This is a genomic window from Paraburkholderia phenazinium (assembly GCF_900141745.1).
Taxonomy (GTDB): domain Bacteria; phylum Pseudomonadota; class Gammaproteobacteria; order Burkholderiales; family Burkholderiaceae; genus Paraburkholderia; species Paraburkholderia phenazinium_B.
On record NZ_FSRM01000001.1, the window covers coordinates 3,786,254 to 3,810,824 of the forward strand.

At 61.5% G+C, this 24,571-nt stretch carries 26 protein-coding genes and 1 tRNA gene; 11 read left to right on the forward strand and 16 right to left on the reverse strand.

What is annotated here, in order from left to right; translation table 11 throughout:
- From BUS06_RS16935 to BUS06_RS16970, 8 genes are all read right to left on the reverse strand, one after another.
- On the reverse strand, positions 1 to 360 hold the full coding sequence (locus tag BUS06_RS16935) for an NADH-quinone oxidoreductase subunit A (RefSeq protein WP_074265311.1): 360 nt from the start codon (positions 358 to 360) through the stop codon (positions 1 to 3).
- Between the two features lie 160 nt (positions 361 to 520).
- Positions 521 to 605, reverse strand: a tRNA-Leu gene (locus BUS06_RS16940).
- 113 nt (positions 606 to 718) lie between these two features.
- Positions 719 to 1,096 carry a preprotein translocase subunit SecG gene (gene secG, locus BUS06_RS16945; protein WP_074265312.1) on the reverse strand — a complete coding sequence of 126 codons (378 nt, stop codon included), beginning with the start codon at positions 1,094 to 1,096 and terminating at the stop codon, positions 719 to 721.
- 81 nt (positions 1,097 to 1,177) lie between these two features.
- The gene (tpiA, locus tag BUS06_RS16950) at positions 1,178 to 1,957 is read right to left on the reverse strand and encodes a triose-phosphate isomerase (RefSeq protein ID WP_074265313.1); all 780 of its coding nucleotides are present in this window, start codon (positions 1,955 to 1,957) and stop codon (positions 1,178 to 1,180) included.
- Positions 1,958 to 2,138: 181 nt separating this feature from the next.
- The gene (locus BUS06_RS16955) at positions 2,139 to 3,149 is read right to left on the reverse strand and encodes an NAD(P)H-quinone oxidoreductase (RefSeq protein WP_074265314.1); all 1,011 of its coding nucleotides are present in this window, start codon (positions 3,147 to 3,149) and stop codon (positions 2,139 to 2,141) included.
- 127 nt (positions 3,150 to 3,276) lie between these two features.
- Positions 3,277 to 5,424: a polyribonucleotide nucleotidyltransferase gene (gene pnp, locus BUS06_RS16960; protein WP_174567515.1), complete on the reverse strand. Its 2,148-nt coding sequence runs from the start codon at positions 5,422 to 5,424 to the stop codon at positions 3,277 to 3,279.
- Positions 5,425 to 5,744: 320 nt separating this feature from the next.
- Positions 5,745 to 6,017 carry a 30S ribosomal protein S15 gene (gene rpsO, locus BUS06_RS16965; protein WP_074265315.1) on the reverse strand — a complete coding sequence of 91 codons (273 nt, stop codon included), beginning with the start codon at positions 6,015 to 6,017 and terminating at the stop codon, positions 5,745 to 5,747.
- Positions 6,018 to 6,232: 215 nt separating this feature from the next.
- Entirely contained in the window at positions 6,233 to 7,540 is a 1,308-nt protein-coding gene (locus BUS06_RS16970; protein ID WP_074265316.1) for a branched-chain amino acid ABC transporter substrate-binding protein, read from the reverse strand.
- Positions 7,541 to 7,744: 204 nt separating this feature from the next.
- Between BUS06_RS16970 and BUS06_RS16975 the strand changes: the two genes are divergently transcribed.
- On the forward strand, positions 7,745 to 8,305 hold the full coding sequence (locus BUS06_RS16975; RefSeq protein WP_174567516.1) for a hypothetical protein: 561 nt from the start codon (positions 7,745 to 7,747) through the stop codon (positions 8,303 to 8,305).
- A gap of 119 nt (positions 8,306 to 8,424) precedes the next feature.
- Here the strand turns inward: BUS06_RS16975 and BUS06_RS16980 are convergent, their stop codons facing one another.
- The 6 genes from BUS06_RS16980 to BUS06_RS17005 all read right to left on the reverse strand — a co-directional run bounded on the left by BUS06_RS16980 (position 8,425) and on the right by BUS06_RS17005 (position 15,583).
- A complete protein-coding gene (locus BUS06_RS16980; protein WP_074265317.1) occupies positions 8,425 to 9,978 on the reverse strand; it encodes a 2-isopropylmalate synthase in 1,554 nt (517 codons plus the stop codon).
- A 434-nt stretch (positions 9,979 to 10,412) separates the two neighbouring features.
- Positions 10,413 to 11,282 carry a CDP-diacylglycerol--serine O-phosphatidyltransferase gene (gene pssA, locus BUS06_RS16985; protein WP_074265318.1) on the reverse strand — a complete coding sequence of 290 codons (870 nt, stop codon included), beginning with the start codon at positions 11,280 to 11,282 and terminating at the stop codon, positions 10,413 to 10,415.
- A gap of 24 nt (positions 11,283 to 11,306) precedes the next feature.
- On the reverse strand, positions 11,307 to 11,951 hold the full coding sequence (locus tag BUS06_RS16990) for a phosphatidylserine decarboxylase (protein WP_074265319.1): 645 nt from the start codon (positions 11,949 to 11,951) through the stop codon (positions 11,307 to 11,309).
- Between the two features lie 131 nt (positions 11,952 to 12,082).
- Complete coding sequence (ilvC, locus tag BUS06_RS16995) at positions 12,083 to 13,099, reverse strand: ketol-acid reductoisomerase (protein WP_074265320.1); 1,017 nt, start codon at positions 13,097 to 13,099, stop codon at positions 12,083 to 12,085.
- 111 nt (positions 13,100 to 13,210) lie between these two features.
- The gene (gene ilvN / locus BUS06_RS17000; RefSeq protein WP_074265321.1) at positions 13,211 to 13,702 is read right to left on the reverse strand and encodes an acetolactate synthase small subunit; all 492 of its coding nucleotides are present in this window, start codon (positions 13,700 to 13,702) and stop codon (positions 13,211 to 13,213) included.
- A 114-nt stretch (positions 13,703 to 13,816) separates the two neighbouring features.
- Entirely contained in the window at positions 13,817 to 15,583 is a 1,767-nt protein-coding gene (locus BUS06_RS17005; protein WP_074265322.1) for an acetolactate synthase 3 catalytic subunit, read from the reverse strand.
- Positions 15,584 to 15,936: 353 nt separating this feature from the next.
- Here BUS06_RS17005 and BUS06_RS17010 point away from each other — a divergent pair, with 353 nt between their 5' ends.
- The 10 genes from BUS06_RS17010 to BUS06_RS17055 all read left to right on the forward strand — a co-directional run bounded on the left by BUS06_RS17010 (position 15,937) and on the right by BUS06_RS17055 (position 23,430).
- Complete coding sequence (locus tag BUS06_RS17010) at positions 15,937 to 16,500, forward strand: RNA polymerase sigma factor (RefSeq protein WP_074265323.1); 564 nt, start codon at positions 15,937 to 15,939, stop codon at positions 16,498 to 16,500.
- Positions 16,497 to 16,931, forward strand: coding sequence for a DUF3619 family protein (locus BUS06_RS17015; RefSeq protein ID WP_074265324.1), 435 nt, complete (start codon positions 16,497 to 16,499; stop codon positions 16,929 to 16,931). The genes BUS06_RS17010 and BUS06_RS17015 overlap by 4 nt, the downstream gene beginning before the upstream one ends.
- 16 nt (positions 16,932 to 16,947) lie before the next feature.
- Positions 16,948 to 17,718: a DUF3106 domain-containing protein gene (locus BUS06_RS17020; protein WP_074265325.1), complete on the forward strand. Its 771-nt coding sequence runs from the start codon at positions 16,948 to 16,950 to the stop codon at positions 17,716 to 17,718.
- Positions 17,719 to 17,784: 66 nt separating this feature from the next.
- Positions 17,785 to 18,315: an RDD family protein gene (locus tag BUS06_RS17025; RefSeq protein WP_074266147.1), complete on the forward strand. Its 531-nt coding sequence runs from the start codon at positions 17,785 to 17,787 to the stop codon at positions 18,313 to 18,315.
- 78 nt (positions 18,316 to 18,393) lie between these two features.
- Positions 18,394 to 19,338, forward strand: a complete 945-nt coding sequence (locus tag BUS06_RS17030; protein WP_074265326.1) for a UDP-2,3-diacylglucosamine diphosphatase — start codon at positions 18,394 to 18,396, stop codon at positions 19,336 to 19,338.
- A 56-nt stretch (positions 19,339 to 19,394) separates the two neighbouring features.
- Positions 19,395 to 20,426: a glycosyltransferase family 4 protein gene (locus tag BUS06_RS17035; protein ID WP_074265327.1), complete on the forward strand. Its 1,032-nt coding sequence runs from the start codon at positions 19,395 to 19,397 to the stop codon at positions 20,424 to 20,426.
- A 20-nt stretch (positions 20,427 to 20,446) separates the two neighbouring features.
- Positions 20,447 to 21,145: a diacylglycerol kinase gene (locus tag BUS06_RS17040; protein WP_074266148.1), complete on the forward strand. Its 699-nt coding sequence runs from the start codon at positions 20,447 to 20,449 to the stop codon at positions 21,143 to 21,145.
- A 172-nt stretch (positions 21,146 to 21,317) separates the two neighbouring features.
- Entirely contained in the window at positions 21,318 to 22,043 is a 726-nt protein-coding gene (locus BUS06_RS17045; RefSeq protein ID WP_074265328.1) for a TetR/AcrR family transcriptional regulator, read from the forward strand.
- Positions 22,044 to 22,045: 2 nt separating this feature from the next.
- Positions 22,046 to 22,630 carry an LOG family protein gene (locus BUS06_RS17050; RefSeq protein WP_074265329.1) on the forward strand — a complete coding sequence of 195 codons (585 nt, stop codon included), beginning with the start codon at positions 22,046 to 22,048 and terminating at the stop codon, positions 22,628 to 22,630.
- A 53-nt stretch (positions 22,631 to 22,683) separates the two neighbouring features.
- Positions 22,684 to 23,430, forward strand: a complete 747-nt coding sequence (locus tag BUS06_RS17055; RefSeq protein WP_074265330.1) for an SDR family oxidoreductase — start codon at positions 22,684 to 22,686, stop codon at positions 23,428 to 23,430.
- A 49-nt stretch (positions 23,431 to 23,479) separates the two neighbouring features.
- Here the strand turns inward: BUS06_RS17055 and BUS06_RS17060 are convergent, their stop codons facing one another.
- Positions 23,480 to 24,118 (reverse strand): DUF924 family protein, encoded by a 639-nt coding sequence (locus tag BUS06_RS17060; protein ID WP_074265331.1) that lies wholly within the window; start codon positions 24,116 to 24,118, stop codon positions 23,480 to 23,482.
- 22 nt (positions 24,119 to 24,140) lie between these two features.
- Positions 24,141 to 24,551: a group II truncated hemoglobin gene (locus BUS06_RS17065; protein ID WP_074265332.1), complete on the reverse strand. Its 411-nt coding sequence runs from the start codon at positions 24,549 to 24,551 to the stop codon at positions 24,141 to 24,143.
- Positions 24,552 to 24,571: the final 20 nt, after the last annotated feature.

A 24,571-nucleotide genomic window follows, 5' to 3' on the forward strand; every position in this document is an offset into this window, starting at 1 on the left:
TCATTCCCAGTCAAGACCGCCCTTCTTCCAGATGTAGGCGAAGCCCAGCAGGAACTCGAGCAGGAAAATCATCATTGCCATGAAGCCGGGCCAGCCGATGTCGCGCAGGGCTACACCCCACGGAAACAGGAACGCGGTTTCAAGGTCGAAAATGATGAAGAGAATGGCGACGAGATAGTAGCGCACATCAAATTTCATGCGCGCATCTTCGAATGCTTCGAAGCCGCACTCGTATGGTGCGTTCTTCTCGGTATCGGGCCTGTTGGGACCGAGGATCTTGCCAATACTGACCAGTGCTACGCCTAAACCAGTGCCCACCAGGAGGAACAACAAGACGGGGTAATAGGCTGCGAGGTTCAAGACTGTCCTCAATCGGTTGGTTCTGAGTGCAGCTGGGGGAGACAAACACCCAGCACGAAATCACTTCGGCGTGCTTGACGTTGCAAGCTTAACGCAAACACCAAGCCAGAAGCGACAATGCCAGCCGAAGCGAAGCAAGCGGCTGGCATTAAGATAACATTGGTGCCGACGGCGAGACTCGAACTCGCACAGCTTTCGCCACTACCCCCTCAAGATAGCGTGTCTACCAATTTCACCACGTCGGCACTGTATGCAATCCGGGAAATAAACCAATAAAACCCGCGAATCGCTTCAAGACTTGAATTGTAACTGGTTTAAACAGTTTGTTCAACGCACCACAGGCACTTTTGCCGAAAATTTATTTCGGCACATCCTGGCCCGGAGCCGACGACGGAGCGGCCGGAAGAGCAGCCGACGAACCAGCCGGAGCAGCTGCTGACGACGCTGCAACCGGAGCGGTCGCTACCGCGCCAAGCAAGCCTGCAGAAGGCTTGGCGTGATACGAGCCGAGATACGTCAGCGCCAAAGTGCTGACAAAAAAGATCGCTGCGAGCACTGCCGTGGTACGCGACAGAAAGTTCGCCGAACCCGTCGCGCCGAACAGACTGCCCGACGCGCCGCTGCCGAATGCGGCACCCATATCGGCGCCCTTACCGTGCTGCAGCAACACGAGGCCAATGACCCCAAGCGCCGACATCAACTGAACGACGATAATCAATGTTTTCAAAACCAGCATCACACTCACCTGAGTCTTTATTTAATCGCGCGGCACAAGGTGCGCCGCACTCAATGGGTCTACTGCACCCGGGCAACCTGCTTATTGCGTGACGCTCACCGCGCCGGCCGCCTTGCAGATTGCCAGGAAATCCTGGTCCTTCAACGACGCGCCGCCAATCAGGCCACCGTCGATATCCGGCTGACGGAACAACTCTTCCGCATTGCCTGGCTTCACGCTACCGCCATACAACAGTGGTACATCAGCAGCCGCGGCACTTTTCGCTACGAGACGCGCACGCAGAAATGCATGAACGTCCTGTGCCTGCTGCGCTGTGGCGCTCTTGCCGCTACCGATCGCCCAGACGGGCTCGTACGCGACGACGATACGCGCCGCCTCTTGCGGCGACAACTTCGCCAGCACCGCATCCAGTTGCGTGCCGACCACCTGCTCGGTCTTGCCCGCATTGCGCTCTTCGAGCGTTTCGCCAACACAGACGATAGGGGTCAAACCGGCTTCGAGCACACGCTGTGCTTTGACAGCCACCAGCTCCGAACTTTCGCGATGATAGGCCCGACGCTCCGAGTGCCCGACGATCGCCAGCGACGCAGCGAAATCCACGGCCATCGGCGCAGCCACTTCACCAGTGTAGGCACCCTGCGTGAAGGCAGAAACGTCCTGCACGCCCCACACGACGCGGCTACCGTCCAGCAGCGCCTGCGCCTGGGCGAGATACAGGCCTGGCACGCACACGCCAACCCGCACGCTCTCCGGCAGTTCTCCGGCGCCTCGCGCGACAGCTTCGAGCAGAACCGCGTTCTCGGCGAGCCGCCCGTGCATCTTCCAGTTACCGACTACCAGCTTCGCTCGTTGTTTCGACATCGTCTCGTCTAGTCGTTTCGTCTTGCTGCGGCGGCGGACCCGGTTTGCACCTCGTTGGCCGCCCGTCGGAATCACGCGGCGCACGCAAAACACGCAATTTTACTGTGAGCAAGCGGATTGGGTCAAACTGCGCGCCCGCAAACCGCCCTTCTCACGCTCGGCCAGCGGCCTCGGCTACCGCTCAGGCAGTCCAATCCAGCATGATCTTGCCGACATGCGTGCTACTTTCCATCAACGCGTGTGCCTCGGCGGCCTGCGCGGCCGGAAACACCTTGTAGATCACCGGCTTGATGTGGCCGTCCTCGATATGGGGCCACACCTTTTCCTTCAGCTGGGCCGCGATCTTCGCCTTGAACTCCACCGGACGCGGACGCAGCGTCGAACCGGTCACCGTCAAGCGGCGGCGCATGATCTCGGGCAAATTCAGCTCCGCCTTCGCGCCACCCAGCGTCGCGATCAACACGATCCGGCCGCCGTCGGCCAACGCCGTCAGTTCGCGCGGCACGTAACTGCCGGCAACCATGTCGAGGATCACATCCACGCCGCGGTCGTTCGTCAGCGACTTGAGGACTTCGACGAAATCCTCAGTTTTATAGTTGATGCCACGCTCGGCACCGAGCTGCTCGCAGGCGCGGCACTTGTCATCGGACCCCGCGGTGGCGAACACGCGAAAACCCAGCGCATGCGCGATCTGGATGGCCGTCACGCCAATGCCGCTCGAACCGCCCTGCACCAGCAACGTTTCGTTCGCTCCGCCCTCGCCCGCGCCCAGATGCCCGCGTTCGAACACATTGCTCCAAACGGTAAAGAAGGTTTCCGGCAGCGACGCCGCTTCGATATCCGAGAGCCCCTTGGGCGCCGGCAGACATTGAGCGAGCGGCGCGGCGGCATATTCGGCGTAACCACCGCCAGCCAGCAACGCACACACGCGATCGCCAATCTTCAGACCGAACGGGTTGTGCTTTTCGTCGAGCGTCCCGCCGACAATTTCGCCCGCCACTTCCAACCCCGGCAGGTCCGACGCCCCCGGCGGCGGCGCATAACCACCCTTGCGCTGGAACACGTCCGGACGATTTACGCCCGAGGCCGAGACCTTGATCAGCACCTCACCCGCTTTCGGTTGCGGCGTGGGCCGCTCGGCGAGCTTCAAGACGTCCGGCGCGCCGAATTCGGTAATTTCGATCGCTTTCATCTGCGTCACCTCCAAGGTTTGGATTGGACTGCAAACCCGACCTTAGCCCAGTTTGCAATGCGATCCACCCTGCATGAAAAACGGCCGGCGCGCATTCACGCTGCCGGCCGTCCACTACCTTACTGCATTACTGCGGAGTCGGTTCGCCTTGCGGTGCACCCGACCCGGCGTCGTTCAGCAACGCCTTGGCCGAAAGGCGCACGCGGCCCTTCTCGTCCGTCTGGATGACCTTGACCTTCACCTGCTGGCCGTCTTTCAGATAGTCGTTGATGTCCTTGATGCGCTCGTTGGCGATCTCGGAGATGTGCAGCAGACCATCCTTGCCCGGCAGGATGTTCACGATCGCGCCGAAATCGAGCAGCTTGAGCACGGTGCCTTCGTAGACTTGGCCCACTTCGACTTCCAGCGTGATGTTCTCGATACGCTTCTTCGCTTCGGCCATGCCTTCGCTGCTGGTGCTGGCGATGGTGACGATGCCGTCGTCCGAAATATCGATCGTCGTGCCGGTTTCTTCGGTCAGCGCGCGGATCACCGAACCACCCTTGCCGATCACGTCGCGGATCTTTTCCGGATTGATCTTGATGGTGATCATGCGCGGTGCGAATTCCGACAGTTGCGTGTTGGCGCCCGACACAGCCGAGGTCATCTTGCCGAGGATATGCAGACGGCCTTCCTTCGCTTGCGCGAGGGCGACCTGCATGATTTCCTTGGTGATGCCCTGAATCTTGATGTCCATCTGCAGCGCGGTCACGCCGTTTTCGGTACCCGCCACCTTGAAGTCCATGTCGCCGAGGTGATCTTCGTCGCCGAGGATGTCGGAGAGGACAGCAAACTTGTTGTCTTCGAGAATCAGGCCCATGGCGATGCCGGCAACGTGCGCCTTCATCGGCACGCCGGCGTCCATCAGTGCGAGGCAGCCGCCGCACACCGAAGCCATCGACGACGAACCGTTCGATTCGGTGATTTCCGATACCACGCGAATCGAGTAGCCGAATTCGTCGGCGCTCGGCAGGCATGCAGCCAGCGCACGCTTGGCCAGACGGCCGTGACCGATTTCACGGCGCTTCGGCGAACCGACGCGGCCCGTTTCGCCGGTCGCGAACGGAGGCATGTTGTAGTGGAGCATGAAGCGTTCGCGGTATTCGCCTTCCAGCGCGTCGATGTTCTGCTCGTCGCCCTTCGTGCCGAGCGTTGCCACCACGAGTGCCTGAGTTTCACCACGCGTGAACAGCGCCGAGCCGTGCGTACGCGGCAGCACGCCGGTGCGGATCTCAATCGGACGCACGGTACGCGTGTCGCGGCCGTCAATACGCGGCTCGCCGTTCAGGATCTGCGAACGGACGATCTTCGCTTCGATGTCGAACAGCACGTTGCCGACCGTAGCCTTGTCGGCTGCAACCGTGCCGCTTGCTGCAGCGTCTTCTTCCAGCCTGGCCGACGTCGCTGCGCAAACTTCCTTCAGCTTGGTCGAACGCGCCTGCTTGTCGCGGATCTGATACGCGGCGAGCAGATCGGCTTGCGCCAGTTCCGCCACGCGAGCAATCAGCGGCTCGTTCTTCGCGGCCGGTTGCCAATCCCACTCCGGCTTGCCGCCTTCGCGGACCAGTTCATGGATCGCGTCGATCGCGATCTGCATTTGCTCATGGCCGAACACGACAGCGCCGAGCATCACTTCTTCGCTCAGTTGCTGCGCTTCCGATTCCACCATCAGCACCGCGCGTTCCGTACCGGCGACCACGAGATCAAGCGCCGATTCCTTCATTTGCGGACGCGTCGGGTTCAACACGTATTCGTTGTTGATGTAGGCCACGCGTGCAGCGCCGACCGGGCCGTTGAACGGCAGGCCAGACACAGCGAGCGCCGCCGACGCGCCGATCAGCGCGGGGATGTCAGCGGGGGTTTCCGGGTTCAGCGACAGGACGTGGATCACGACCTGAACTTCGTTGTAGAAGCCTTCCGGGAACAGCGGGCGCAGCGGACGGTCGATCAGGCGCGAGATCAGCGTTTCGCCCTCCGAAGGACGGCCTTCACGACGGAAAAAGCCACCCGGGATCTTGCCGGCGGCGTAGGTCTTTTCGAGGTAATCGACGGTCAGGGGAAAGAAGTCCTGACCCGGCTTGGCGGTCTTGGCGCCGACTACGGTTGCGAGCACAACGGTATCTTCGACATCGACAATCACAGCACCGCTAGCCTGACGAGCGATTTCGCCCGTTTCGAGGCGAACATTATGTTGCCCCCACTTAAATTCTTTGACGATTTTATTGAACATAGTCATTTTTTCACTCCATCGTTATGCCGCGCGGACCAGAAGCGGCGCGGCAACGCAAGGACCGGCGCTACATGGGAAGAGGAGTGTTATTTATGCCATTCCAGAGAACCACGCCCTACGCGGAGTACGTGCGCGAACCGCTGGAATGACACAAAGCTCTACCCTGAAGCCCGGCTGTGTTGAGTGTTGCCCGCCGCATGAACCGTCACGCTACCGCGGACAACCACCGGTGCACCTCACATGAAGCGCACCGTTCAAAAACAAAATGCCTGTATCAGTGAAACTGACACAGGCATCTTGCTGAGAGCGCCTTACCGCGCGCCCAATTACTTACGCAGACCCAGCTTCTCGATCAGTGCGCGGTAACGGTCCGCGTCCTTACCCTTCAGGTAGTCGAGTAGCTTACGACGACGGCTCACCATGCGCAGCAGACCGCGGCGGCTGTGGTGATCTTTCGTGTGAGCCTTGAAGTGAACGGTCAGTTCGTTGATACGGGTGGTCAGCAGAGCGACCTGAACTTCGGGGGAGCCGGTGTCGTTAGCAGCGCGTGCAAATTGCGCAACGACTTCGGACTTCTTGCTTGTTTCAACTGCGGTCATATCAAATTTTCCTTGAGAACTAAACAGGCGGTCACGGAAGAAAGGCCGTGCCGTGGCTTACAACGAGGGGCGTATTGTAGCACAGCCTGTACAGGCCGCCAGCCCGGTCTTATGGGCGAAATTCTGGCCGCGAGCTTGCCGGATCCGGGCCTGATCCAGGCCAGCGGCGGGTCGGTTGCGCGGGTGTCAGTTCAGACACGCGCTCAACGGCCTACCTATGGCCGCGTCATCCGGCAGGAGGTCGGTGGGACGGTGCGCTCGGGCGGCAGCGCCAGCACCGTGCGAAAGCCATAACCCGAACCCTCGTTGTCAAAGCGCACACCGGGCGTGCCGGCCTTGTCCATTTCCATCACGTAAAGGGGCTGGATCATTTGATGATCGTCGGCGCGCATCCACGACGGGTGGAAGCCGTTATCGAACTTCATCCCCTCCAGAGCCTTCGCGACCTTCTCAGGCTGTGCGCTGCCGGCTTTATTCATTGCCGCGGCGAGGATTTCGACCAGCAGTTCCATGCGTAACACCGGGTAGTCGTCCTGCGCGGCCGGGTAGCGGGCGCGGAAGGCCTTGTACCAGGCATCTGAGGCGTCACCGCCCGCGTTCGGGTGCCAGTCGGCCACCGCGATCACGCGCTTGACGCCAGCGTCGCCGAGCGCGGCCGGCGCACCGAGGCTGTTGCCGTAGAAGGTATAGAACTTGGTATCGAGACCCTGCTCGCGGGCCGCTTTGACGAGCAGCGTCAGATCGTTGCCCCAGTTCCCCGTCACAACCGCATCGGCCCCGCTGGCGCGGATCTTGGAGATATACGGCGCGAAATCCTTCACGCGGCCAATCGGGTGGAATTCGTCGCCGACAATCGCAATATCCGGGCGTCTCGCCGCCAGCGATGAACGGGCGAGCGCGCTGACATCGTGCCCAAAACTGTAGTCCTGGTTCAGCAGGTAGACCTTCTTGACCGACGGGTCGCGCTGAATCACATCGGCGAGCGCATCCATGCGCATACCCGCGTGCGCGTCGAAACGGAAGTGCCAGAAACTGCAAGCCGCGTTGGTTAGCGCGGGATCGTCGGCGGAGTAGTTGAGAAACAGCTCACGGTTGCCGGGCTCGCGGCTGTTCTGCTTGTCGATCGCGCCGATCAGCGCCGCCGCCACCGCCGAACTGTTGCCCTGCAGAATATAGCCGATATGGCGGTCCGCGGCCGCGCGAAGCTGCAGCAGCGCCTCCTCGGGACTGCCCTTGCTGTCCAGCACGACGAGTTCGAGCGGATGCGCGCCGTCGGCCAGTTTGACGCCGCCATGCGCATTAACCGTTTCGACGCCGAAGCGCAGATTGTGCTCGACCGCGGCCCCGGCGTTCGCGAACGGACCGGACATCCCTTCGATCAGCGCGAGCTGGATCGGCGTGCCGCCCGGCGCCGGGCTCGACTGTGCTCCTGGCGCATTGGCAACCTGCACGGCCGCCTGCGCCGCTGTCATCACTACCGCCGCCAGCGCCGCCGCTGCGACGCGCCCCCACTTCGCCGTCATGCGCAGCGCTCCTCTGAATCGTCCGAAGCGCGGATCATAGGGCGCACGGCGTGGAATAAGCAAGTGCGGCCGCTCGTTAACGGGATAACTGCAGGGATAACTGCAGTGCGGCTTCACCGCCTTGATACGTCGAGGAACTGCGGGCGTGTCAAAATATTGCGTATCGAGAATAAAAACCGCCATCCAATGCTATCGGAGGAATTCATGCTTACCCGCCTCACATCCGCGTTCGCCTCGACCATCGGGTCGGCACGGCAGCGGCACGGGCATCTGCGGCGCGCGGCGCTCGCCAGCCTCGGCGCGCTGCTGCTCGCGGGCTGCGTGCAGCCGTGGCAGCAATTCCAGCAGGGAGCGGACGAATCCACCATCGTCGCCAAGCTCGGCCCACCGCGCGAAGTCTACGATCTGCCCAACGGCGGCAAACGTCTGATGTGGCCCACCCAGCCGATGGGTGAAACCACCACCGCCGCGGATATCGACGGCTCCGGCAAGATCGTCAGCGTGCGCCAGGTCCTGCAGCCCAACGAGTTCTACAAGGCCGACATCGGCAAGTGGACCAAGAGCGACGTGCTGGTGAATTTCGGTCGTCCGGAAGAAACGTCGTACTACCCGTTGATGAAACGCGAGGTCTGGACCTATCGCTACCTGGAAGACAACGTCTGGTACATGATGTACAGCTTCTATTTCGACGATCAGGGCATCTTGAGGACCACGCAGAAATCGCCTGATCCGCTGCACGATCCGGATCGCCGCAGTTTCTTCTGAGCACGTGGCTCACGCACAGAAGCCTAAAGCCTGAACCACAAGCCAGATGCAACAAGGCCCTCGCCATTGTGCGGCGAGGGCCTTTTTTGTGAGCCGTGGTGCGGGTCGCGCCGCCGGCCTTACACGCCTTCCGAACGCTGCGGATTGAGCTTGTCGACGTTCGAATACAGTTTGTTGAGCGCCGAGATATAGGCTTTCGCAGATGCCGCGACGATATCCGGATCGGTGCCCACGCCGTTCACGATGCGTCCGCTCTTCGACAGTCGCACGGTCACTTCGCCTTGCGCCTGGGTACCGGTCGTAATCGCGTTCACCGAATACAGCAATAGCTCGGAGCCGCTGCCGACTTCCGTTTCGATCGCGTTGAGCGTGGCGTCCACGGGGCCGTTGCCGCGCGCTTCGCCGGTCACTTCCTTGCCTTCGACAGTGAACACGATACGCGCATGCGGCTGCTCGCCCGTTTCCGAATGCTGCGACAGCGACAGGAACTGGTAGTGCTCTTTCTGCTGCGCCTCGGCCGATTCTTCGGTGACGATCGAGATAATGTCTTCGTCGAAAATCTCCGACTTGCGATCGGCGAGTTCCTTGAAACGCGCGAATGCCGTATTCAACTCGCCTTCGCTCTCCAGCGAAACGCCCAGTTCCTGCAGACGCTGCTTGAACGCATTGCGGCCCGAGAGCTTGCCGAGCACGATCTTGTTCGCGCTCCAGCCCACATCTTCGGCACGCATGATTTCGTAGGTGTCGCGCGCCTTCAGCACGCCGTCCTGGTGGATGCCCGACGCGTGCGCAAATGCATTCGCACCAACCACAGCCTTGTTCGGCTGCACCACGAAACCGGTAATCTGCGACACCAGCTTCGAGGCCGGCACGATCTGCGTCGTGTCGATGCCGAGTTCGAGGCCGAAATAATCCTTGCGGGTCTTCACGGCCATCACGATTTCTTCGAGCGAGGTGTTGCCCGCGCGCTCGCCGAGACCGTTGATCGTGCATTCCACCTGACGCGCGCCGCCAATCTGAACACCCGCCAGCGAATTCGCCACGGCCATGCCGAGGTCGTTATGACAATGCACGGAGAACACCGCCTTGTCCGAATTCGGAATCCGTTCGCGCAGCGTCTTGACGAGCTGGCCGTACAGTTCCGGCACGCCGTAACCCACCGTATCCGCGATATTGATCGTGGTGGCGCCTTCTGCAATCACTGCTTCCAGCACCCGGCACAGGAAATCCATGTCCGAGCGGCTGCCGTCTTCCGGCGAGAATTCCACGTCATTGGTGAACTTGCGCGCAAAACGCACCGCCAGCTTTGCCTGCTCGAACACCTGGTCAGGCGTCATGCGCAGCTTCTTTTCCATATGCAGCGGCGACGTTGCAATGAACGTGTGGATGCGGAAGTGATCGGCGGGTTTCAGCGCATCGGCAGCGCGCTGAATATCCTTGTCGTTGGCGCGGGCGAGCGAGCAGACCGTGCTGTCCTTGATCATCGAAGCGATCGTCTGGATCGCATCGAAGTCGCCGTTCGAGCTGGCCGCAAAGCCGGCTTCGATGACGTCCACCTTCATGCGCTCCAACTGCTTGGCGATGCGGATTTTTTCTTCCTTCGTCATCGACGCACCGGGCGATTGCTCGCCATCGCGCAACGTCGTGTCGAAAATGATCAGTTTGTCTGCCATCTCGGGTCTCCTGGGAGGATTCGGTCAAATAGGGAGTCGGAAAACGAAATTCGGGTGTTTGCGCCACCGCAGGCGACGCCAAACAACGAACGAGGCAGACGGAGGGCGAAAACGATCAGCGCGGTAGACGCGCTAGCGCTAGCACGCATAGAAGCGCACCGGCTTGAAGAGACTGGAAGGAGAACTGTGGGGTAACCATCCGTAGACTATAGCGGCATTCGGAAAATCGTGCAATTGGCTCGGAACCTGATGCTGCGGCGGCGTCCGCGCCTGGCGGGGCGTCTGCCGCACAGCGTGTCCGCCAAAGAAAAACGGCAGCCGGAAGGCCACCGTTTCGATCGTAACAGGACGCAGAAAGCACCGCGCTGAACCGGGCGCAGGCTTGCAACCAAGCCGCGCTCACTTGGCACGTCAGCGCAAGTGTCGGAGTTCTGTCAGCGCTCGCGCTGCACCGAGCGAGCCGGATTGGCCCTGCCCCGCAACGCCTGGTAGCCCCAGAACACATAACCCGACAGGCCATACAGCACAAACAGTCCAAACAGCATCAGCGGCGGGTCGGACGACACCAGCACGAAGGCCATCACCACCAGCAGGATCACGCCGAACGGCACACGGTGCCTCACGTCGAGCGCCTTGCCGCTGTAGAACGGCGCGTTCGACACCATCGTCACGCCGGCATAGATGGTTAGCACGAAGGCGACCCACGGCAGCCAGACCAGCTTGACGGGCACGCGGTTATCGGTGGCGAGCCACACGAAACCCGCGATCAGCGCCGCCGCTGCTGGGCTCGGCATGCCCTGGAAGAAGCGTTTGTCGACCACGCCGATGTTGGTGTTGAACCGCGCCAGACGCAGCGCTGCGCCCGAGCAGTAGACGAACGCCGCGAGCCAACCCCAGCGCCCCAGGTCCTTCAGCACCCATTCGTACATGACGAGCGCCGGCGCGACGCCGAACGACACCATGTCCGAGAGGCTATCGAACTGTTCGCCGAAGGCGCTTTGCGTATGCGTCATCCGTGCGACGCGGCCGTCCATGCCGTCGAGCACCATGGCGACGAAAATCGCAATCGCGGCGACTTCGAAGCGCACGTTCATGGCCTGCACGACTGCGAAGAAGCCGCAGAACAGCGCCGCGGTGGTGAACGCATTAGGCAGCAGGTAAATGCCGCGCTTTCTCAGAAACTGCTGGCGCGCTGCGCGGCGGCTGTCGATCGGCACTGCGTCCTGCACCATCGGCTTGTTACGGCGGAACGGCCGCGGCTGCGGTGCAGCCGTGTTACGGGGACGACGCTTGAATGCGGCCATCGGAAAAACCTCCCTTGTGCCGCTTTATAGTTCGAGTTCGGCAAGAATGGTCGACGATGCCGAAACCTTCTCGCCAATCGACACCCGCGGACGGCTGCCCACCGGCAGATACACGTCGACACGCGAGCCGAAGCGGATAAACCCGTAACGTTGACCGCGCGTGAGCGGCTCGCCGGAGCGCACATAGCAAAGAATACGGCGAGCGATGAGACCCGCGATCTGCACCGAGGTCACGGTATGGCCGCTGGCCGTTTCGATTACCAGCGCGTTGCGTTCGTTTTCGGTCGAAGCCTTGTCCACCGCGGCATTCAGGTAGGCGCCCGGGAAATATTCGACCTTCGAAATCGCACCGTCCACCGGGGAGCGTTGCGAGTGCACATTGAACACGTTCATGAACACGCTGATTTTCAGCGCTTCACGGTTCGCATACGGATCGTGCGTCGTTTCGACTGCAACGATGCGTCCGTCAGCCGGGCACAGCACGGCATTGGGTTGCGTGGGGATAGGACGAGCCGGATCGCGGAAGAACTGCACGACGAAGATGAGCAGCAGCCAGAACAGCCAGGCAAAGCCGAATCCCGCGAAGGCTTGGATCAACAACGCAACGACGGCCGCGATGGCAATAAATGGCCAGCCTTCGCGCGCGATGATCGGATGAGGGTAATTCATGGATTGGCTTCTGTATTTTTGTAAAACCGTAGGATAGCAAAAGCCGCCCAGGGTTCAGCACCCTTGGGCGGCTTTTTGCATGACCGGCGCCTTTCGTAAAAGCGCCGCGCCGGTCAGGAACGACAGCTAGCTTAGTTCTTCGACTGGTCGACCAGCTTGTTCGCGGCGATCCACGGCATCATCGAACGCAGCTTTGCACCGACCGTTTCGATCTGGTGTTCAGCCGTCAGACGGCGGCGCGATTGCAGCGTCGGTGCGCCAGCCTTGTTTTCGATGATGAAGCTCTTGGCGTACTCGCCCGTCTGAATGTCGGTCAGCACCTGCTTCATGGCCTTCTTCGTTTCAGCCGTCACGATCTTCGGACCCGTCACGTACTCGCCGTATTCGGCGTTGTTCGAGATCGAGTAGTTCATGTTGGCGATGCCGCCTTCATAGATCAGGTCGACGATCAGCTTCAGTTCGTGCAGGCATTCGAAGTACGCCATTTCCGGCGCGTAGCCCGCTTCCACCAGCGTTTCGAAGCCAGCCTTGATCAGGTCGACCGTACCGCCGCACAGAACCGCCTGTTCGCCGAACAGGTCGGTTTCGGTTTCTTCGCGGAAGTTCGTTTCGATGACGCCGGCACGGCCGCCGCCGTTCGCTGCTGCGTACGACAGCGCGATGTCACGTGCTGCGCCCGACTTGTTCTGCGCAACCGCGATCAGGTGGGGCACGCCGCCACCTTGCGAGTAGGTGCTGCGCACCGTGTGGCCCGGAGCCTTCGGCGCGATCATGATGACGTCCAGATCCGCACGCGGGATCACCTGGCCGTAATGCACGTTAAAGCCGTGTGCGAAGGCCAGCGCTGCGCCTTCCTTGATGTTGGCGTGCACTTCCTTGGCATAGACTTCGGCGATCTGCTCGTCCGGCAGCAGCATCATGACGACGTCTGCGCCCTTCACGGCTTCCGCCACTTCCTTGACCTGCAGGCCGGCGTTCTCCGCCTTGCTCCACGATGCGCCGCCCTTGCGCAGACCGACCGTGATCTTCACGCCGCTTTCCTTCAGGTTCAGCGCGTGAGCATGGCCTTGCGAGCCGTAGCCGATGATGGTGACTTGCTTGCCCTTGATGAGGGAAAGGTCAGCGTCTTTGTCGTAGAAAACTTTCATGTCTGTTCCTTGGCTAAATTCAGTGAAATCGGTGAAATTCAAATAGTGCGAATGTATTGCATGGCCGGGTGGGTGCAGGCACTGCCCGGCCTCGATCGATACAAGCCGGCGTCAAACCTTCAGAATGCGTTCGCCGCGACCGATCCCCGAGCTGCCCGTGCGGACCGTTTCGAGAATCGCGGTGGCGTCGAGCCCTTCAATGAAGGCATCGAGCTTGTTGCTCGCGCCCGTCAGTTCGATCGTATAGGTCTTTTCGGTGACGTCGATGATGCGGCCGCGGAAAATATCCGACATCCGTTTCATCTCTTCACGTTCCTTGCCGACCGCCCTTACCTTGATCAACATCAGCTCGCGCTCGATATGGGCGCCCTCGGTCAGGTCGACCACTTTCACCACCTCGATCAGGCGGTTCAAATGCTTCGTGATCTGTTCGATCACGTCATCCGAGCCAATGGAAACGATGGTCATGCGCGACAGCGAATGGTCTTCGGTCGGGGCCACCGTCAAGGTTTCAATGTTGTACCCGCGTGCGGAAAAGAGGCCGACCACGCGCGAGAGCGCGCCCGGTTCGTTTTCCAGCAGGACGGAAATAATATGTCTCATGATTTCGCTTCTTCCAGATGTTTTGTCGACGTATGCGAGCCGGTTCGCGCCGCTTCGTTCGCCCTCGCCTTTTGTGGAGGCGCGCAGAAAGAAGCCGGCGCTACAGAACCGTCGTTATAGATCTTCCGCCCCGAGCAGCATCTCAGTGATGCCCTTGCCGGCCTGAACCATCGGCCAGACGTTTTCGGTCGGATCGGTCTGGAAGTCGAGAAACACGGTGCGATCCTTCAGGCGCAGCGCTTCCTTCAGCGCTGGCTCGACATCCGCTGTCCTCTCAATCCGCATGCCGACATGGCCGTATGCTTCGGCGAGCTTCACGAAATCCGGCAGCGCATCCATGTACGAATGCGAATAGCGCTTGCTGTATTCGATCTGCTGCCACTGGCGCACCATGCCCAGATAGCGGTTGTTCAGCGAAATGATCTTGATCGGCGTTTCGTACTGCTTGCAGGTCGAGAGTTCCTGGATGCACATCTGGATCGAGCCTTCGCCCGTGATACAGAGCACGTCGTCGTCCGGATGCGCCATCTTCACGCCCATCGCAGCCGGCAGGCCGAAGCCCATCGTGCCGAGACCACCGGAATTGATCCAGCGGCGCGGCTTGTTGAAGCGATAGAACTGTGCCGCCCACATCTGGTGCTGGCCGACGTCCGAACACACGAAGGCATTGCCGTCGGTGAGTTCATACGCCTTTTCCACCACGTACTGCGGCTTGATGATGTCGCTCTTGCGGTCGAACTTCAGACAGTCTTTGGCGCGCCAGGCTTCGATGTCCTTCCACCAGGAGGCGAGCGCCGCGGTGTCCGGGCCATGCTCGGCCGTCTGCAACTGCTCGATCAGTTCCTTCAGCACTTCCTTGACGTCGCCCACGATCGGAATGTCGACCTTGACGCGCTTGGAGATGGAGGAAGGATCGATGTCGATATGGATGATCTTGCGCGGCACCGACGAAAAATGCGCCGGGTCGCCGATCACACGGTCGTCGAAGCGCGCACCGATGGCGATCAGAACGTCGCAGTTCTGCATGGCCATGTTGGCTTCGTAGGTACCGTGCATGCCGAGCATACCGAGGAATTTCCTGTCGCTCGCGCGATAGCCGCCCAGACCCATCAACGTGTTGGTGACAGGGTAGCCGAGCAGATCGGCGAACTGGTTCAGCTCGCGCGACGCATCCGCCAGGATAATGCCGCCACCGGTGTAGATATACGGACGCTTCGCGCCGAGCAGCAAGGACACGGCCTTGCGGATCTGGCCCGAGTGACCCTTCGTCACCGGGTTATACGAGCGCAGCGACACGCTCTTCAGCGGTTCGTACTGGCAAGGCGCTTTCGACACGTCTTTCGGAATGTCGATCAGCACCGGGCCAGGCCGGCCGGTACGGGCGATGTAGAACGCTTTCTTGACGACGGCGGCGAGATCGCGCACGTCCTTCACGAGGAAGTTGTGCTTCACGCACGGACGCGTGATGCCGACCGTATCGCACTCCTGGAACGCATCCTGGCCGATGGCGGCTGTAGGCACCTGGCCGCTGATCACCACCAGAGGAATCGAATCCATGTAGGCGGTCGCGATGCCGGTCACCGCATTGGTGACGCCGGGGCCGGAGGTCACGAGACACACGCCGACCTTGCCCGTGGAACGCGAATACGCGTCTGCGGCATGGACAGCGGCTTGTTCGTGGCGCACGAGGATGTGCTGGAATTTGTCCTGCTTGTACAGCTCGTCGTAGATGTAGAGTACCGAGCCGCCAGGATAGCCCCAGACAAACTCGACGTCTTCGTCGGCCAATGCGCGCATGAGCACGGTGGCGCCAATCGAGGAGTCAGTTTCGCGATGGGGAGTCGTATCCGACGTGGAGAATTCCGCGCTGGGCATATTCATCACAATCACCTTTCGAATTTTCGGCAAAAAATTGATCGGGTGCTCTCTGCCGGGCTTGTGGCTCGGGTTCAAGCGGCGCGTCCACTTTGGCAGGTGAGCTTCTTGGGCCACACCTCAAATGAGACAAGTCACTTATGTTGCGAACCGTCGAAGATATCTGCTGACGGCGAGATGGTCAAGAAAATATTTCCGCGCCATCCGTCCCAGGATGGTCAAAACAGGACAAAAGGCTGTCGCAGGCATCGATAGGGCTTCGTGTTTTTCCCCAGCGGGGCGAAAGTTTGTTAGCATCCGCCAGTTTTACGACAATTTCGATCGATTACGCGCACGCTCGCTGCGCCGACCCCCAACGGATGGCATCAGACAAGGAACTCGCCGATTTTCTGGCGGGCGTCGAAAGGCGCGCGTTCAAGCAGACGGTCTACGCCGTGCGGGACGACGACGCCTCGCTCGACATCGTGCAAGACGCGATGATCAAGCTCGCCGAAAAATACGGCGACCGACCAGCAGCTGAACTTCCGCTGCTGTTTCAGCGTATTCTGCAGAATGCGATGCACGACTTTTTTCGTCGGCAGAAAGTGCGCAATACTTGGGTCAGTCTCTTCTCGTCGCTCGGGAACTCCGAGGATGACGAATTCGACCCGCTGGAGACATTCGAAGCACAAGAGGGCTCCGTCGGCGCCGAGAGCAATGAACAGAAGCTCGAGCGCGAACAAGTCTTACAGTTGATTGACGACGAGATCCAAAAATTACCGGCACGTCAACGGGAGGCGTTTCTCATGCGTTATTGGGAAGATATGGATGTCGCCGAGACTGCTGCTGCGATGGGCTGCTCCGAGGGCAGTGTAAAAACACACTGTTCGCGAGCCACGCATACGCTGGCACAAGCGCTCAAGGCCAAAGGAATCACGCTATGAGCTCCTCTCTCGATACAAAAGAACTCGAATTCGCGCGGCAAGTACGCCGCGCGCTCGACGAAAACGCCGCCAGTATTTCCCCCGCCGCCGTTGACCGGCTCGCCGTGGCGCGCCGCGCTGCGCTCGCCCGCAAGAAGCCCGAGCCAGTGAGCGCGCCCGTGTTCGTGCCCGCCTTCGCCGGCGCTGCCGGTGCGCTGTCCGGCATGCCGCAGGCCGAAGCCCCGCACCGCCGCCGTTCGCCGCTGCGCCGCTTCGCGCTTGCCTGGCCGCTGGCGGCGCTCGTGGTCAGCCTCGTGGCGATCGCCTACTGGGAAGACCAGCAACGCACCGCTGAACTCGCCGATATTGACGCCGCAATGCTGAGTGACGATCTGCCGCTCAACGCATACCTCGATCACGGCTTCAACGCGTATCTGTCGCGCGCGCACTAAGCGGGAGACTCTTCGGGTGAGTTACAAGCGCGGCCTCGCCGTTGTTTTCGGGTGTGCCATTGCGGCCCTCGTGTCATTTGCCGCCACTTATCCGCGCTTCTACCCGAGCGCCTCGACTGTTGCGGCGCCGACGGCTGCTGGCGGTTCGCCCGCCAAGCCTGCTACCCCGGCATTGGGCGTTGAAATTCCGGGACTGGCCAGCAACAGCAGTCCGCTGTCATGGTCGCGTCTCTCCGATGCCGAGCACGTTGCCCTGGCGCCGTTTGCCGACGTGTGGGATACCTTCAGCGTCGAACGTAAGCGAAAATGGATCAAGATCGCCTCACGTTACTCGAAGTTGACACCTGAACAACAAAAAGGCTTACACGACCGTATGACCGAATGGGTCCGTCTGACGCCGGACCAGCGCCGCGTCGCGCGGGAAAACTATCAGGTTTCGAAGGAACTGCCGCGGGAAGCCCGCCAGAAGGCCTGGAAGGCGTATCAGCAGTTACCTGAAGAGCAGAAAGAGCGGCTCGCGGCGAGCGAGCGTAAGCGGCGGCCAACGGTCGTGAGCGCTCCGCCCACCGGTAAAAGTGAGCTAAAAGACATCGAACGCCTCGTCAACGGCCGCGAACGGGCCGCGAGCGGTGTAGTGGCCACGGCCAGCGCATCGGCTACCGGCGGCGCACTGCCGGTCGCGCCTGCGCTGCCGCCCTCCGGCAGCCTTGTCCCGCCGGTGCCCGCGCCGACTCCGGCGCCGATCATGCCACGCGAAACACCGTCGATTTACAACGGCGGCTCCTGAGCACGGCGCGCCCGATCCGGCCTCGGCTCCTGTCTCCCACATATGAACGTGCCCACCGCGCCCAACGTGTCCGATCCGCTTGCCACGCCCCTACCGCCCGCGGCTCCGTTACCGGCCACGCCGTCCGTGCGCCGCCGGCTCGCAACGATGCTCTATGAGGGCGTCATCCTGTTCGGTGTGGTGTTCATCGCCGGATATCTTTTCAGCACATTGACGCAGCAACGCAACGGCCTGACCCATCACAACATCATGGCCGCATGGATCGGTTTCGTGGTCGGTCTGTACTTTGTGTGGTTTTGGACCCACAGCGGACAAACCCTACCCATGAAAACCTGGCGGCTGCGCGTAGTCGCCGCCAATGGCTCGCCGCTGTCCGCGCCACGGGCCGTCCTGCGCTATCTGCTGGCCTGGCTGTGGTTTCTGCCCCCGCTTGCGCTGCATCCCCTGCTCGGCCTCTCGCTGCCGCACACGCTGATGGTTGCCACGGTCTGGTTCGTCCTGTGGGCCGCCACCGGGCGCCTCGGCGCGAGCCGCCAGTTTCTGCACGACCGGCTCGCAGGTACACGCATCGTCGTTGCCGCCATGCCTTCCGCGTAATAAGAAGTTCTCGTGACTGTCACGGCACAGTCACACGCGGATGGCGCAATACGGGCACTGCAACTCGACGCGTGAGCCATGGACCCCAAAACGTCCGCGACTTCCTTGTTCCGCCAGACTGGCCCGAGCGTCGACCCCGTCGCTTTCCGGCCGGACTCTGCCTCCTTCGGTGCCGGCCTGCCGATCCCACTGCCACCGCTCTCCTCGGAACCGCAACCTGGCCATCAGGACGATGACCATGAGGAGCCGCACCGCTACCGCACGATCTGGCTGTCCGATATCCATCTGGGTTCGAGTGGTTGCCAGGCGTCGTATCTGCTCGACTTTCTGCGTCACAACGACTCGGAGTACCTGTACCTGGTCGGCGACATCATCGACGGCTGGCAGTTGAAAAAAGGCTGGTACTGGCCGCAGGCGCACAACGACGTCGTGCAGAAAATCCTGCGTAAAGCCCGTAAAGGCACCCAGGTCGTCTACATCCCCGGCAATCACGACGAAGCCGCGCGCCAGTTCTGCGACCTCGCGTTCGGCGACATCCATGTGCGCGGCGAAGCGTTTCACACCACGCTCGCCGGCAAGCGCCTGTGGATCGTGCATGGCGACCTGTTCGACGGCGTGATCCAGCATGCGAAGTGGCTCGCCTATCTCGGCGACACGCTCTACACGGTGATCCTGGTGCTGAACCGCTGGTTCAACCGGATCCGCAGCCGTCTCGGCTTCCAGTACTGGTCGCTGTCGCAGTACCTCAAGCATCAGGTAAAGAACGCGGTGAATTTCATCTCCTCGTTCGAACGTGTGATGACCGATGAAGCGCGTCGCCGCGGTTGCGACGGCGTGGTCTGCGGACACATCCACAAGGCGGAGATTCGCGATATCGACGGCGTGCTGTATTGCAACGACGGTGACTGGGTCGAAAGCCTGTCGGCGCTCGTCGAGACCTTCGAAGGTGAACTCAAGGTGATCTACTGGACCGTGATGCGTGCGCCGGAAGTGCGTCCGCAAAAGGCCCGCGCGACCGCCTAGTGGCCAATTAGCAGCCCCCCGCGTCATCACTTTTAACTTCTACTGGGCCAAAACCGATGAAGATCATGATCGTCACCGATGCATGGGAGCCGCAGGTCAACGGCGTGGTACGCACGCTGAAGAACACGACCCGCGAACTCACCGCGCTTGGCCACCGTGTCGACCTGTTGACGCCGCTCGAATTCAAGACGATCCCGTGTCCGACGTACCCTGAAATCCGCCTCTCGCTGTTCCCGAAGCGCAAGCTCCACGAACGCATCGACGGGTTCGCCCCGGACGCGCTGCACATTGCCACCGAAGGCCCGTTGGGTATGGCCGCGCGCGCTTACGCGATCAAGCATAAGCTGCCCTTCACGACGGCGTATCACACGCGCTTTCCGGAATATGTGCAGGCCCGTTTCGGCATTCCGCTCGCCGCAACCTACAAGTTCCTGCACTGGTTCCACAAGGCGTCGCTGGCCGTGATGGCGCCGACACCGGTCGTCAAGACCGACCTCGAAAAATTCGGCTTCACGAACGTAGTGCTGTGGACGCGCGGCGTCGACCTCGACATCTTTCATCAGATGGATTCGAAGGTGCTGAATACGGCACGGCCGATCTTTCTGTACGTCGGCCGCGTAGCCGTCGAGAAGAACGTCGAAGCGTTTCTCAAGCTCGATCTGCCGGGTTCGAAGTGGGTGGCCGGCGAAGGCCCGGCGCTCGCCGAACTGAAGTCGCGCTATCCGACGGTGAACTATCTGGGCGTGCTGACCCAGGCGGAACTCGCCAAGGTGTACGCCGCGGCTGACGTGTTCGTGTTCCCGAGCCGCACCGATACGTTCGGCCTCGTGCTGCTCGAAGCGCTCGCCTGCGGCACGCCGGTCGCCGCTTACCCGGTCACCGGCCCGATCGACGTGCTTGGCGACGGCGGCGCCGGCGCGATGAACGAAGATCTGCGCGAAGCCTGCCTCGAAGCGCTGAAAATCGACCGCAATCATGCTCGCGCATGGGCCGAGCGCTTTTCGTGGACCGCCGCTTCCGAGCAGTTCGCCGCGCATCTGAAGCCGCTGCCGCGGCCTACGTTCAGCGAGGAGAGCGCGGCCGCGTGACGCGCTCCGCCAAGCCCCCCATGCGAGCAAGCCCCTCCAGCGTCCGTCGTGCCCCGCACGACACGCTGCATTCCGTCGAAACGGATCAGAACGGCATCGATCCGTTCGACGACGTCCACGAAGCGAGCGCACCGCAAGCGACGGACGGCGCATCGCTGCGCCGCGGGCCTGGCCCTTCGCTGCAACCGAATTCACATTCTGCAAACGACGCGCAGACCCGTGGCCAAGCACGACAGTCCGCTGCCGCGACAGGCGCTGCTCACGACGCGCACGCTGAAGCCCATGAGCCGCTCGGTCCGGACGATCCCCTCGCGCCATTGCCGTTCAACCCGTACAAAGGCAATCGCGGCGTGACGCGTGCATGGCACGCGATGAAAAACTCGCTGGCCGGCTTTCAGGTCGCAATCCGCGAAGAAAGCGCGTTCCGCCAGGAACTGACGCTGGCAGCCATCCTCGTGCCCTGCGGCGTGATCGTCCCCGTCGATCCGGTGAGCCGCGTGCTGCTGCTCGGCTCGGTGCTGCTGGTGCTGATCGTCGAACTGCTGAATTCGAGCGTCGAGGCCGCTATTGACCGTATCTCGCTCGAACGGCACGAGTTGTCGCGGCGCGCCAAGGATCTCGGCAGCGCGGCCGTGATGGTGGCGCTCGGTATGTGTCTGATGACGTGGGTGCTGATTGTCGGCCCATTATTGGTGCATTGGATCGGCGCTTGGCTCTAGCCTCGCGCTGCGCATGCGGCCACGGCGTGAAAACCCTGACTTTGGCTTGGGTATCAGAACGGTCGGTTTATAATCGTTCGATAGTCTCGAAATATACCAACCGCGTCAGGGTTAGCAGGCAGCAGCGGCACAGCGCTGCGCGGCCGGCCCGGCGCTACCAGGGCCGGACGACATGGAAGCAAAACCTCCCCGCCGCACCCGCGAACGGATTCTCGAACTGTCGTTGAAGCTATTCAACGAAATCGGCGAGCCGAACGTCACCACGACGACGATCGCCGAGGAAATGGAAATCAGTCCGGGCAATCTGTACTACCACTTCCGCAACAAAGACGACATCATCAACAGCATCTTCAGCCAGTTCGAGCAGGAGATCGAAAAGCGTCTGCGCTTTCCGGACGATCACCGCGCGACGATCGACGAGATGTGGTCCTATCTGCAGTACATGGTCGATTTCACATGGCGCTATCGCTTCCTGTATCGCGACCTCAACGATCTGCTGGCGCGCAACCGCACGCTCGAGACGCACTTCAAGCAGATCATCAGCCATAAGGTGCGCTTTGCCAGCCAGTTCTGCGATCAACTCGTCGCAGACGGCGAAATGGTGGCGACGCCGGATGAACTGAACGTGATCGCCACCAACGTCGGCGTAATCGGCACTTATTGGCTGTCGTACCAGTTCGTGATGAACCCGCGCAAATACAACGAGCAGGAAGCGATTCGCGCTGAATTGCATCAGGTCAGCGTGCAGATCGTTTCGCTGATGGCGCCGTATCTGCGTGGCCGCTCGCGGCAACTGTTCGACGACCTGATTTCGGGCAAACTGCCCAAGCGCGAGTTCTACGACTACCTGCCGCAAAAAGAAGGCGCCACGCCGCGCAACGAACCGAAGGACGTTTGAACATGAAGGCGGTATGTGTGTACTGCGGCTCTTCTAACGGAGCCAAACCCCTCTACGCCGAGGCCGCCCGCAGCTTCGGCCGGGCTCTGGTCGCTGCGGACCTGGCGCTCGTCTATGGCGGTGGCAAGGTCGGCCTGATGGGCACGATTGCCGACGCGGTGATGGAGGCCGGCGGCCGCGCCATCGGCGTGATTCCAGAGCTGCTCGTCAACAAGGAAGTCGGCCACAACGGTCTGACCGAATTGCACGTGGTGCCCGACATGCACCAGCGCAAGAAGATGATGGCGGACCTGTCGGATGCGTTCGTTGCGATGCCCGGCGGCGTGGGGACGCTCGAAGAACTGTTCGAAGCCTATACGTGGGCGCAACTCGGCTATCACCAGAAGCCGGTGGCACTGCTCAACATAGACGGCTACTACGATCCGCTGATCGCGATGCTCGAGCATACGGTGCAGGAAGGCTTCATGCGCCAGACCTATCACGACATCCTGCAGGTCGATTCAGACCCGGCAGCGTTGATCGCCAGGCTACGCGGTTATCAGTCGCCGCCGAAAGACAAATGGGCCGATAACCGCGACGCAGTTTAAGCGCCGCAGGCCGCACGACGCTTACCGCTTACCGCTTACAGGGGTAGTCATTCATGACGAAGGTCGTTCTGATCACGGGCGCAAGCCGCGGCATCGGCCGCGCGACAGCGCGTTTGCTGGGCGCACGCGGCTGGTCGGTCGGTGTGAACTACGCTAGCAACGAAAACGCCGCGCAGGAAACCGCGGCGGAGGTCGTGCGGGCTGGCGGCCATGCCCGCGTGATCAAAGGCGACGTGGCGAGCGAAGCAGACGTGATTGGAATGTTCGATGCGGTCGTTGAGGCATTTGGCCGGATCGATGCACTGGTGAACAACGCGGGCATCGTCGCGCCCGGCATGCCGCTGGCCGATATGGATGTGGCACGCCTGCAGCGCATGTTCGACGTCAACGTTCTCGGTGCTTATCTATGCGCCCGGGAAGCTGCCCGCCGGATGTCGAAGGACCGCGGCGGCCAAGGTGGTGTGATCGTCAATCTCTCTTCGGCCGCCGCGCGTCTCGGGGCGCCGAACGAGTACGTCGATTACGCGGGCTCGAAAGGCGCCATCGACACGATGACGATTGGCCTCTCCAAGGAACTCGGCCCGCAAGGGATACGCGTGAACGCGGTGCGGCCCGGTCTGATCGATACCGAGATCCATGCCAGCGGTGGGCGTCCGGACCGCGCCGCGGTGCTTGGCTCGCAGACGCCGCTGGGTCGTCCCGGTAGCGCCGATGAAGTCGCGGAAGGCATCGTCTGGCTGCTGAGCGATGCGGCTTCGTATGTGACCGGCGCAGTGCTTGATATAGCCGGCGGACGCTGATTTTTCGTTCGTCTGCCGCGCTCGATAAGCTGGGCACAGCACGCGCGCCTCAGAACGACGATCCCGGTTTGCGCAGGAAATCCTGCTCTTCTTCGGTAGACACACGTCCCAACGCCGCGTTTCGATGTGGAAACCGCCCAAACCGTTCGATGACCGCCGCGTGTCTGACTGCGGCCTGGTAGTAACTTGCGATTCTCTGCGGCTGCGCTTCGAACGGTTTGAACAGCCGCAGCGATTCACGCTGACCGGCAAGCGACTCGTCGTGCTCGAACGGCAAATAAGCAAAGGCACGATGAAGCAGGGTCGGCAAAAGCTGGTCCGCACCGTCTGCGATCATTTGCCTGGCAATCCTCAGCGCATGCGCATCGCCAGCGAATGCTCGCGCTGTTCCGCGATATAGATTGCGTGAGAACTGATCGAGCACGATAACGAGCGCAAGACCCCCGAGCGGTGTAACAGCCCACGCGTCCAGGCCCCCCTGCGCAGCGAGCTCGAGCAGTTCACCGAAGCGCTCACGCAGCATGGCGTCGAACGCGGCATCGCGCTTGAACCACAGCTTTCTATCTAGCCCATAGGTAGCGGAATCCGGCGCACCGAACCAGCAATCGAGCACCACTCGCGCCCGCTCGTCGAGCGCGGCGTAATCGGCTGCGGCGTCATAGTCGACGGAACCAGACAGCCCGCTCATCTGACGTGTCTCCCCTTCCCCATCAATCCGGCCGATTCCGCATCCAGTCAGCGGTATCAAAGAACGAGTGCAGCAGGCGCTCACGCAGCGGCTCGTCCAGTCCCACGTCCTGCATCGCCCACGCCATACACCGCAGCCACTGATCGCGCTCACTCGAAGCAATCGCAAACGGCAGATGCCGGGCACGCAGACGCGGATGGCCGAAGCGGCTGATGTAGTGGTCCGGGCCACCGAGCCAGCCGCACAGGAACCAGAAGAACTTGTCGCGCGAGCCGTCGAGGGTCGGCGGATGCAGCGCGCGGATCCCCGCGAATTCGGGCTCGAGGTCCATCAGGTCGTAGAAACGGTCGATGAGTTCGCGCACGCGCGTCTCGCCGCCCACCAGTTCGAAGGCCGTCGGTTGCGCCGGCGCTTCGTTGATCGGATCGGTCATACGGTCAACTGCTATCTGCA

Excerpts from the sequence above, each read along its gene's own strand:
- secG (WP_074265312.1), bottom strand. The coding sequence starts at position 1,096 with ATGCTGGTTTTGAAAACATTGATTATCGTCGTTCAGTTGATGTCGGCG.
- tpiA (WP_074265313.1), bottom strand. The coding sequence starts at position 1,957 with ATGTCGAAACAACGAGCGAAGCTGGTAGTCGGTAACTGGAAGATGCAC.
- BUS06_RS16955 (WP_074265314.1), bottom strand. The coding sequence starts at position 3,149 with ATGAAAGCGATCGAAATTACCGAATTCGGCGCGCCGGACGTCTTGAAG.
- pnp (WP_174567515.1), bottom strand. The coding sequence starts at position 5,424 with ATGACTATGTTCAATAAAATCGTCAAAGAATTTAAGTGGGGGCAACAT.
- rpsO (WP_074265315.1), bottom strand. The coding sequence starts at position 6,017 with ATGACCGCAGTTGAAACAAGCAAGAAGTCCGAAGTCGTTGCGCAATTT.
- BUS06_RS16970 (WP_074265316.1), bottom strand. The coding sequence starts at position 7,540 with ATGACGGCGAAGTGGGGGCGCGTCGCAGCGGCGGCGCTGGCGGCGGTA.
- BUS06_RS16975 (WP_174567516.1), top strand. The coding sequence starts at position 7,745 with ATGCTTACCCGCCTCACATCCGCGTTCGCCTCGACCATCGGGTCGGCA.
- BUS06_RS16980 (WP_074265317.1), bottom strand. The coding sequence starts at position 9,978 with ATGGCAGACAAACTGATCATTTTCGACACGACGTTGCGCGATGGCGAG.
- pssA (WP_074265318.1), bottom strand. The coding sequence starts at position 11,282 with ATGGCCGCATTCAAGCGTCGTCCCCGTAACACGGCTGCACCGCAGCCG.
- BUS06_RS16990 (WP_074265319.1), bottom strand. The coding sequence starts at position 11,951 with ATGAATTACCCTCATCCGATCATCGCGCGCGAAGGCTGGCCATTTATT.
- ilvC (WP_074265320.1), bottom strand. The coding sequence starts at position 13,099 with ATGAAAGTTTTCTACGACAAAGACGCTGACCTTTCCCTCATCAAGGGC.
- ilvN (WP_074265321.1), bottom strand. The coding sequence starts at position 13,702 with ATGAGACATATTATTTCCGTCCTGCTGGAAAACGAACCGGGCGCGCTC.
- BUS06_RS17005 (WP_074265322.1), bottom strand. The coding sequence starts at position 15,583 with ATGAATATGCCCAGCGCGGAATTCTCCACGTCGGATACGACTCCCCAT.
- BUS06_RS17010 (WP_074265323.1), top strand. The coding sequence starts at position 15,937 with ATGGCATCAGACAAGGAACTCGCCGATTTTCTGGCGGGCGTCGAAAGG.
- BUS06_RS17015 (WP_074265324.1), top strand. The coding sequence starts at position 16,497 with ATGAGCTCCTCTCTCGATACAAAAGAACTCGAATTCGCGCGGCAAGTA.
- BUS06_RS17030 (WP_074265326.1), top strand. The coding sequence starts at position 18,394 with ATGGACCCCAAAACGTCCGCGACTTCCTTGTTCCGCCAGACTGGCCCG.
- BUS06_RS17035 (WP_074265327.1), top strand. The coding sequence starts at position 19,395 with ATGAAGATCATGATCGTCACCGATGCATGGGAGCCGCAGGTCAACGGC.
- BUS06_RS17040 (WP_074266148.1), top strand. The coding sequence starts at position 20,447 with ATGCGAGCAAGCCCCTCCAGCGTCCGTCGTGCCCCGCACGACACGCTG.
- BUS06_RS17045 (WP_074265328.1), top strand. The coding sequence starts at position 21,318 with ATGGAAGCAAAACCTCCCCGCCGCACCCGCGAACGGATTCTCGAACTG.
- BUS06_RS17050 (WP_074265329.1), top strand. The coding sequence starts at position 22,046 with ATGAAGGCGGTATGTGTGTACTGCGGCTCTTCTAACGGAGCCAAACCC.
- BUS06_RS17055 (WP_074265330.1), top strand. The coding sequence starts at position 22,684 with ATGACGAAGGTCGTTCTGATCACGGGCGCAAGCCGCGGCATCGGCCGC.
- BUS06_RS17060 (WP_074265331.1), bottom strand. The coding sequence starts at position 24,118 with ATGAGCGGGCTGTCTGGTTCCGTCGACTATGACGCCGCAGCCGATTAC.
- BUS06_RS17065 (WP_074265332.1), bottom strand. The coding sequence starts at position 24,551 with ATGACCGATCCGATCAACGAAGCGCCGGCGCAACCGACGGCCTTCGAA.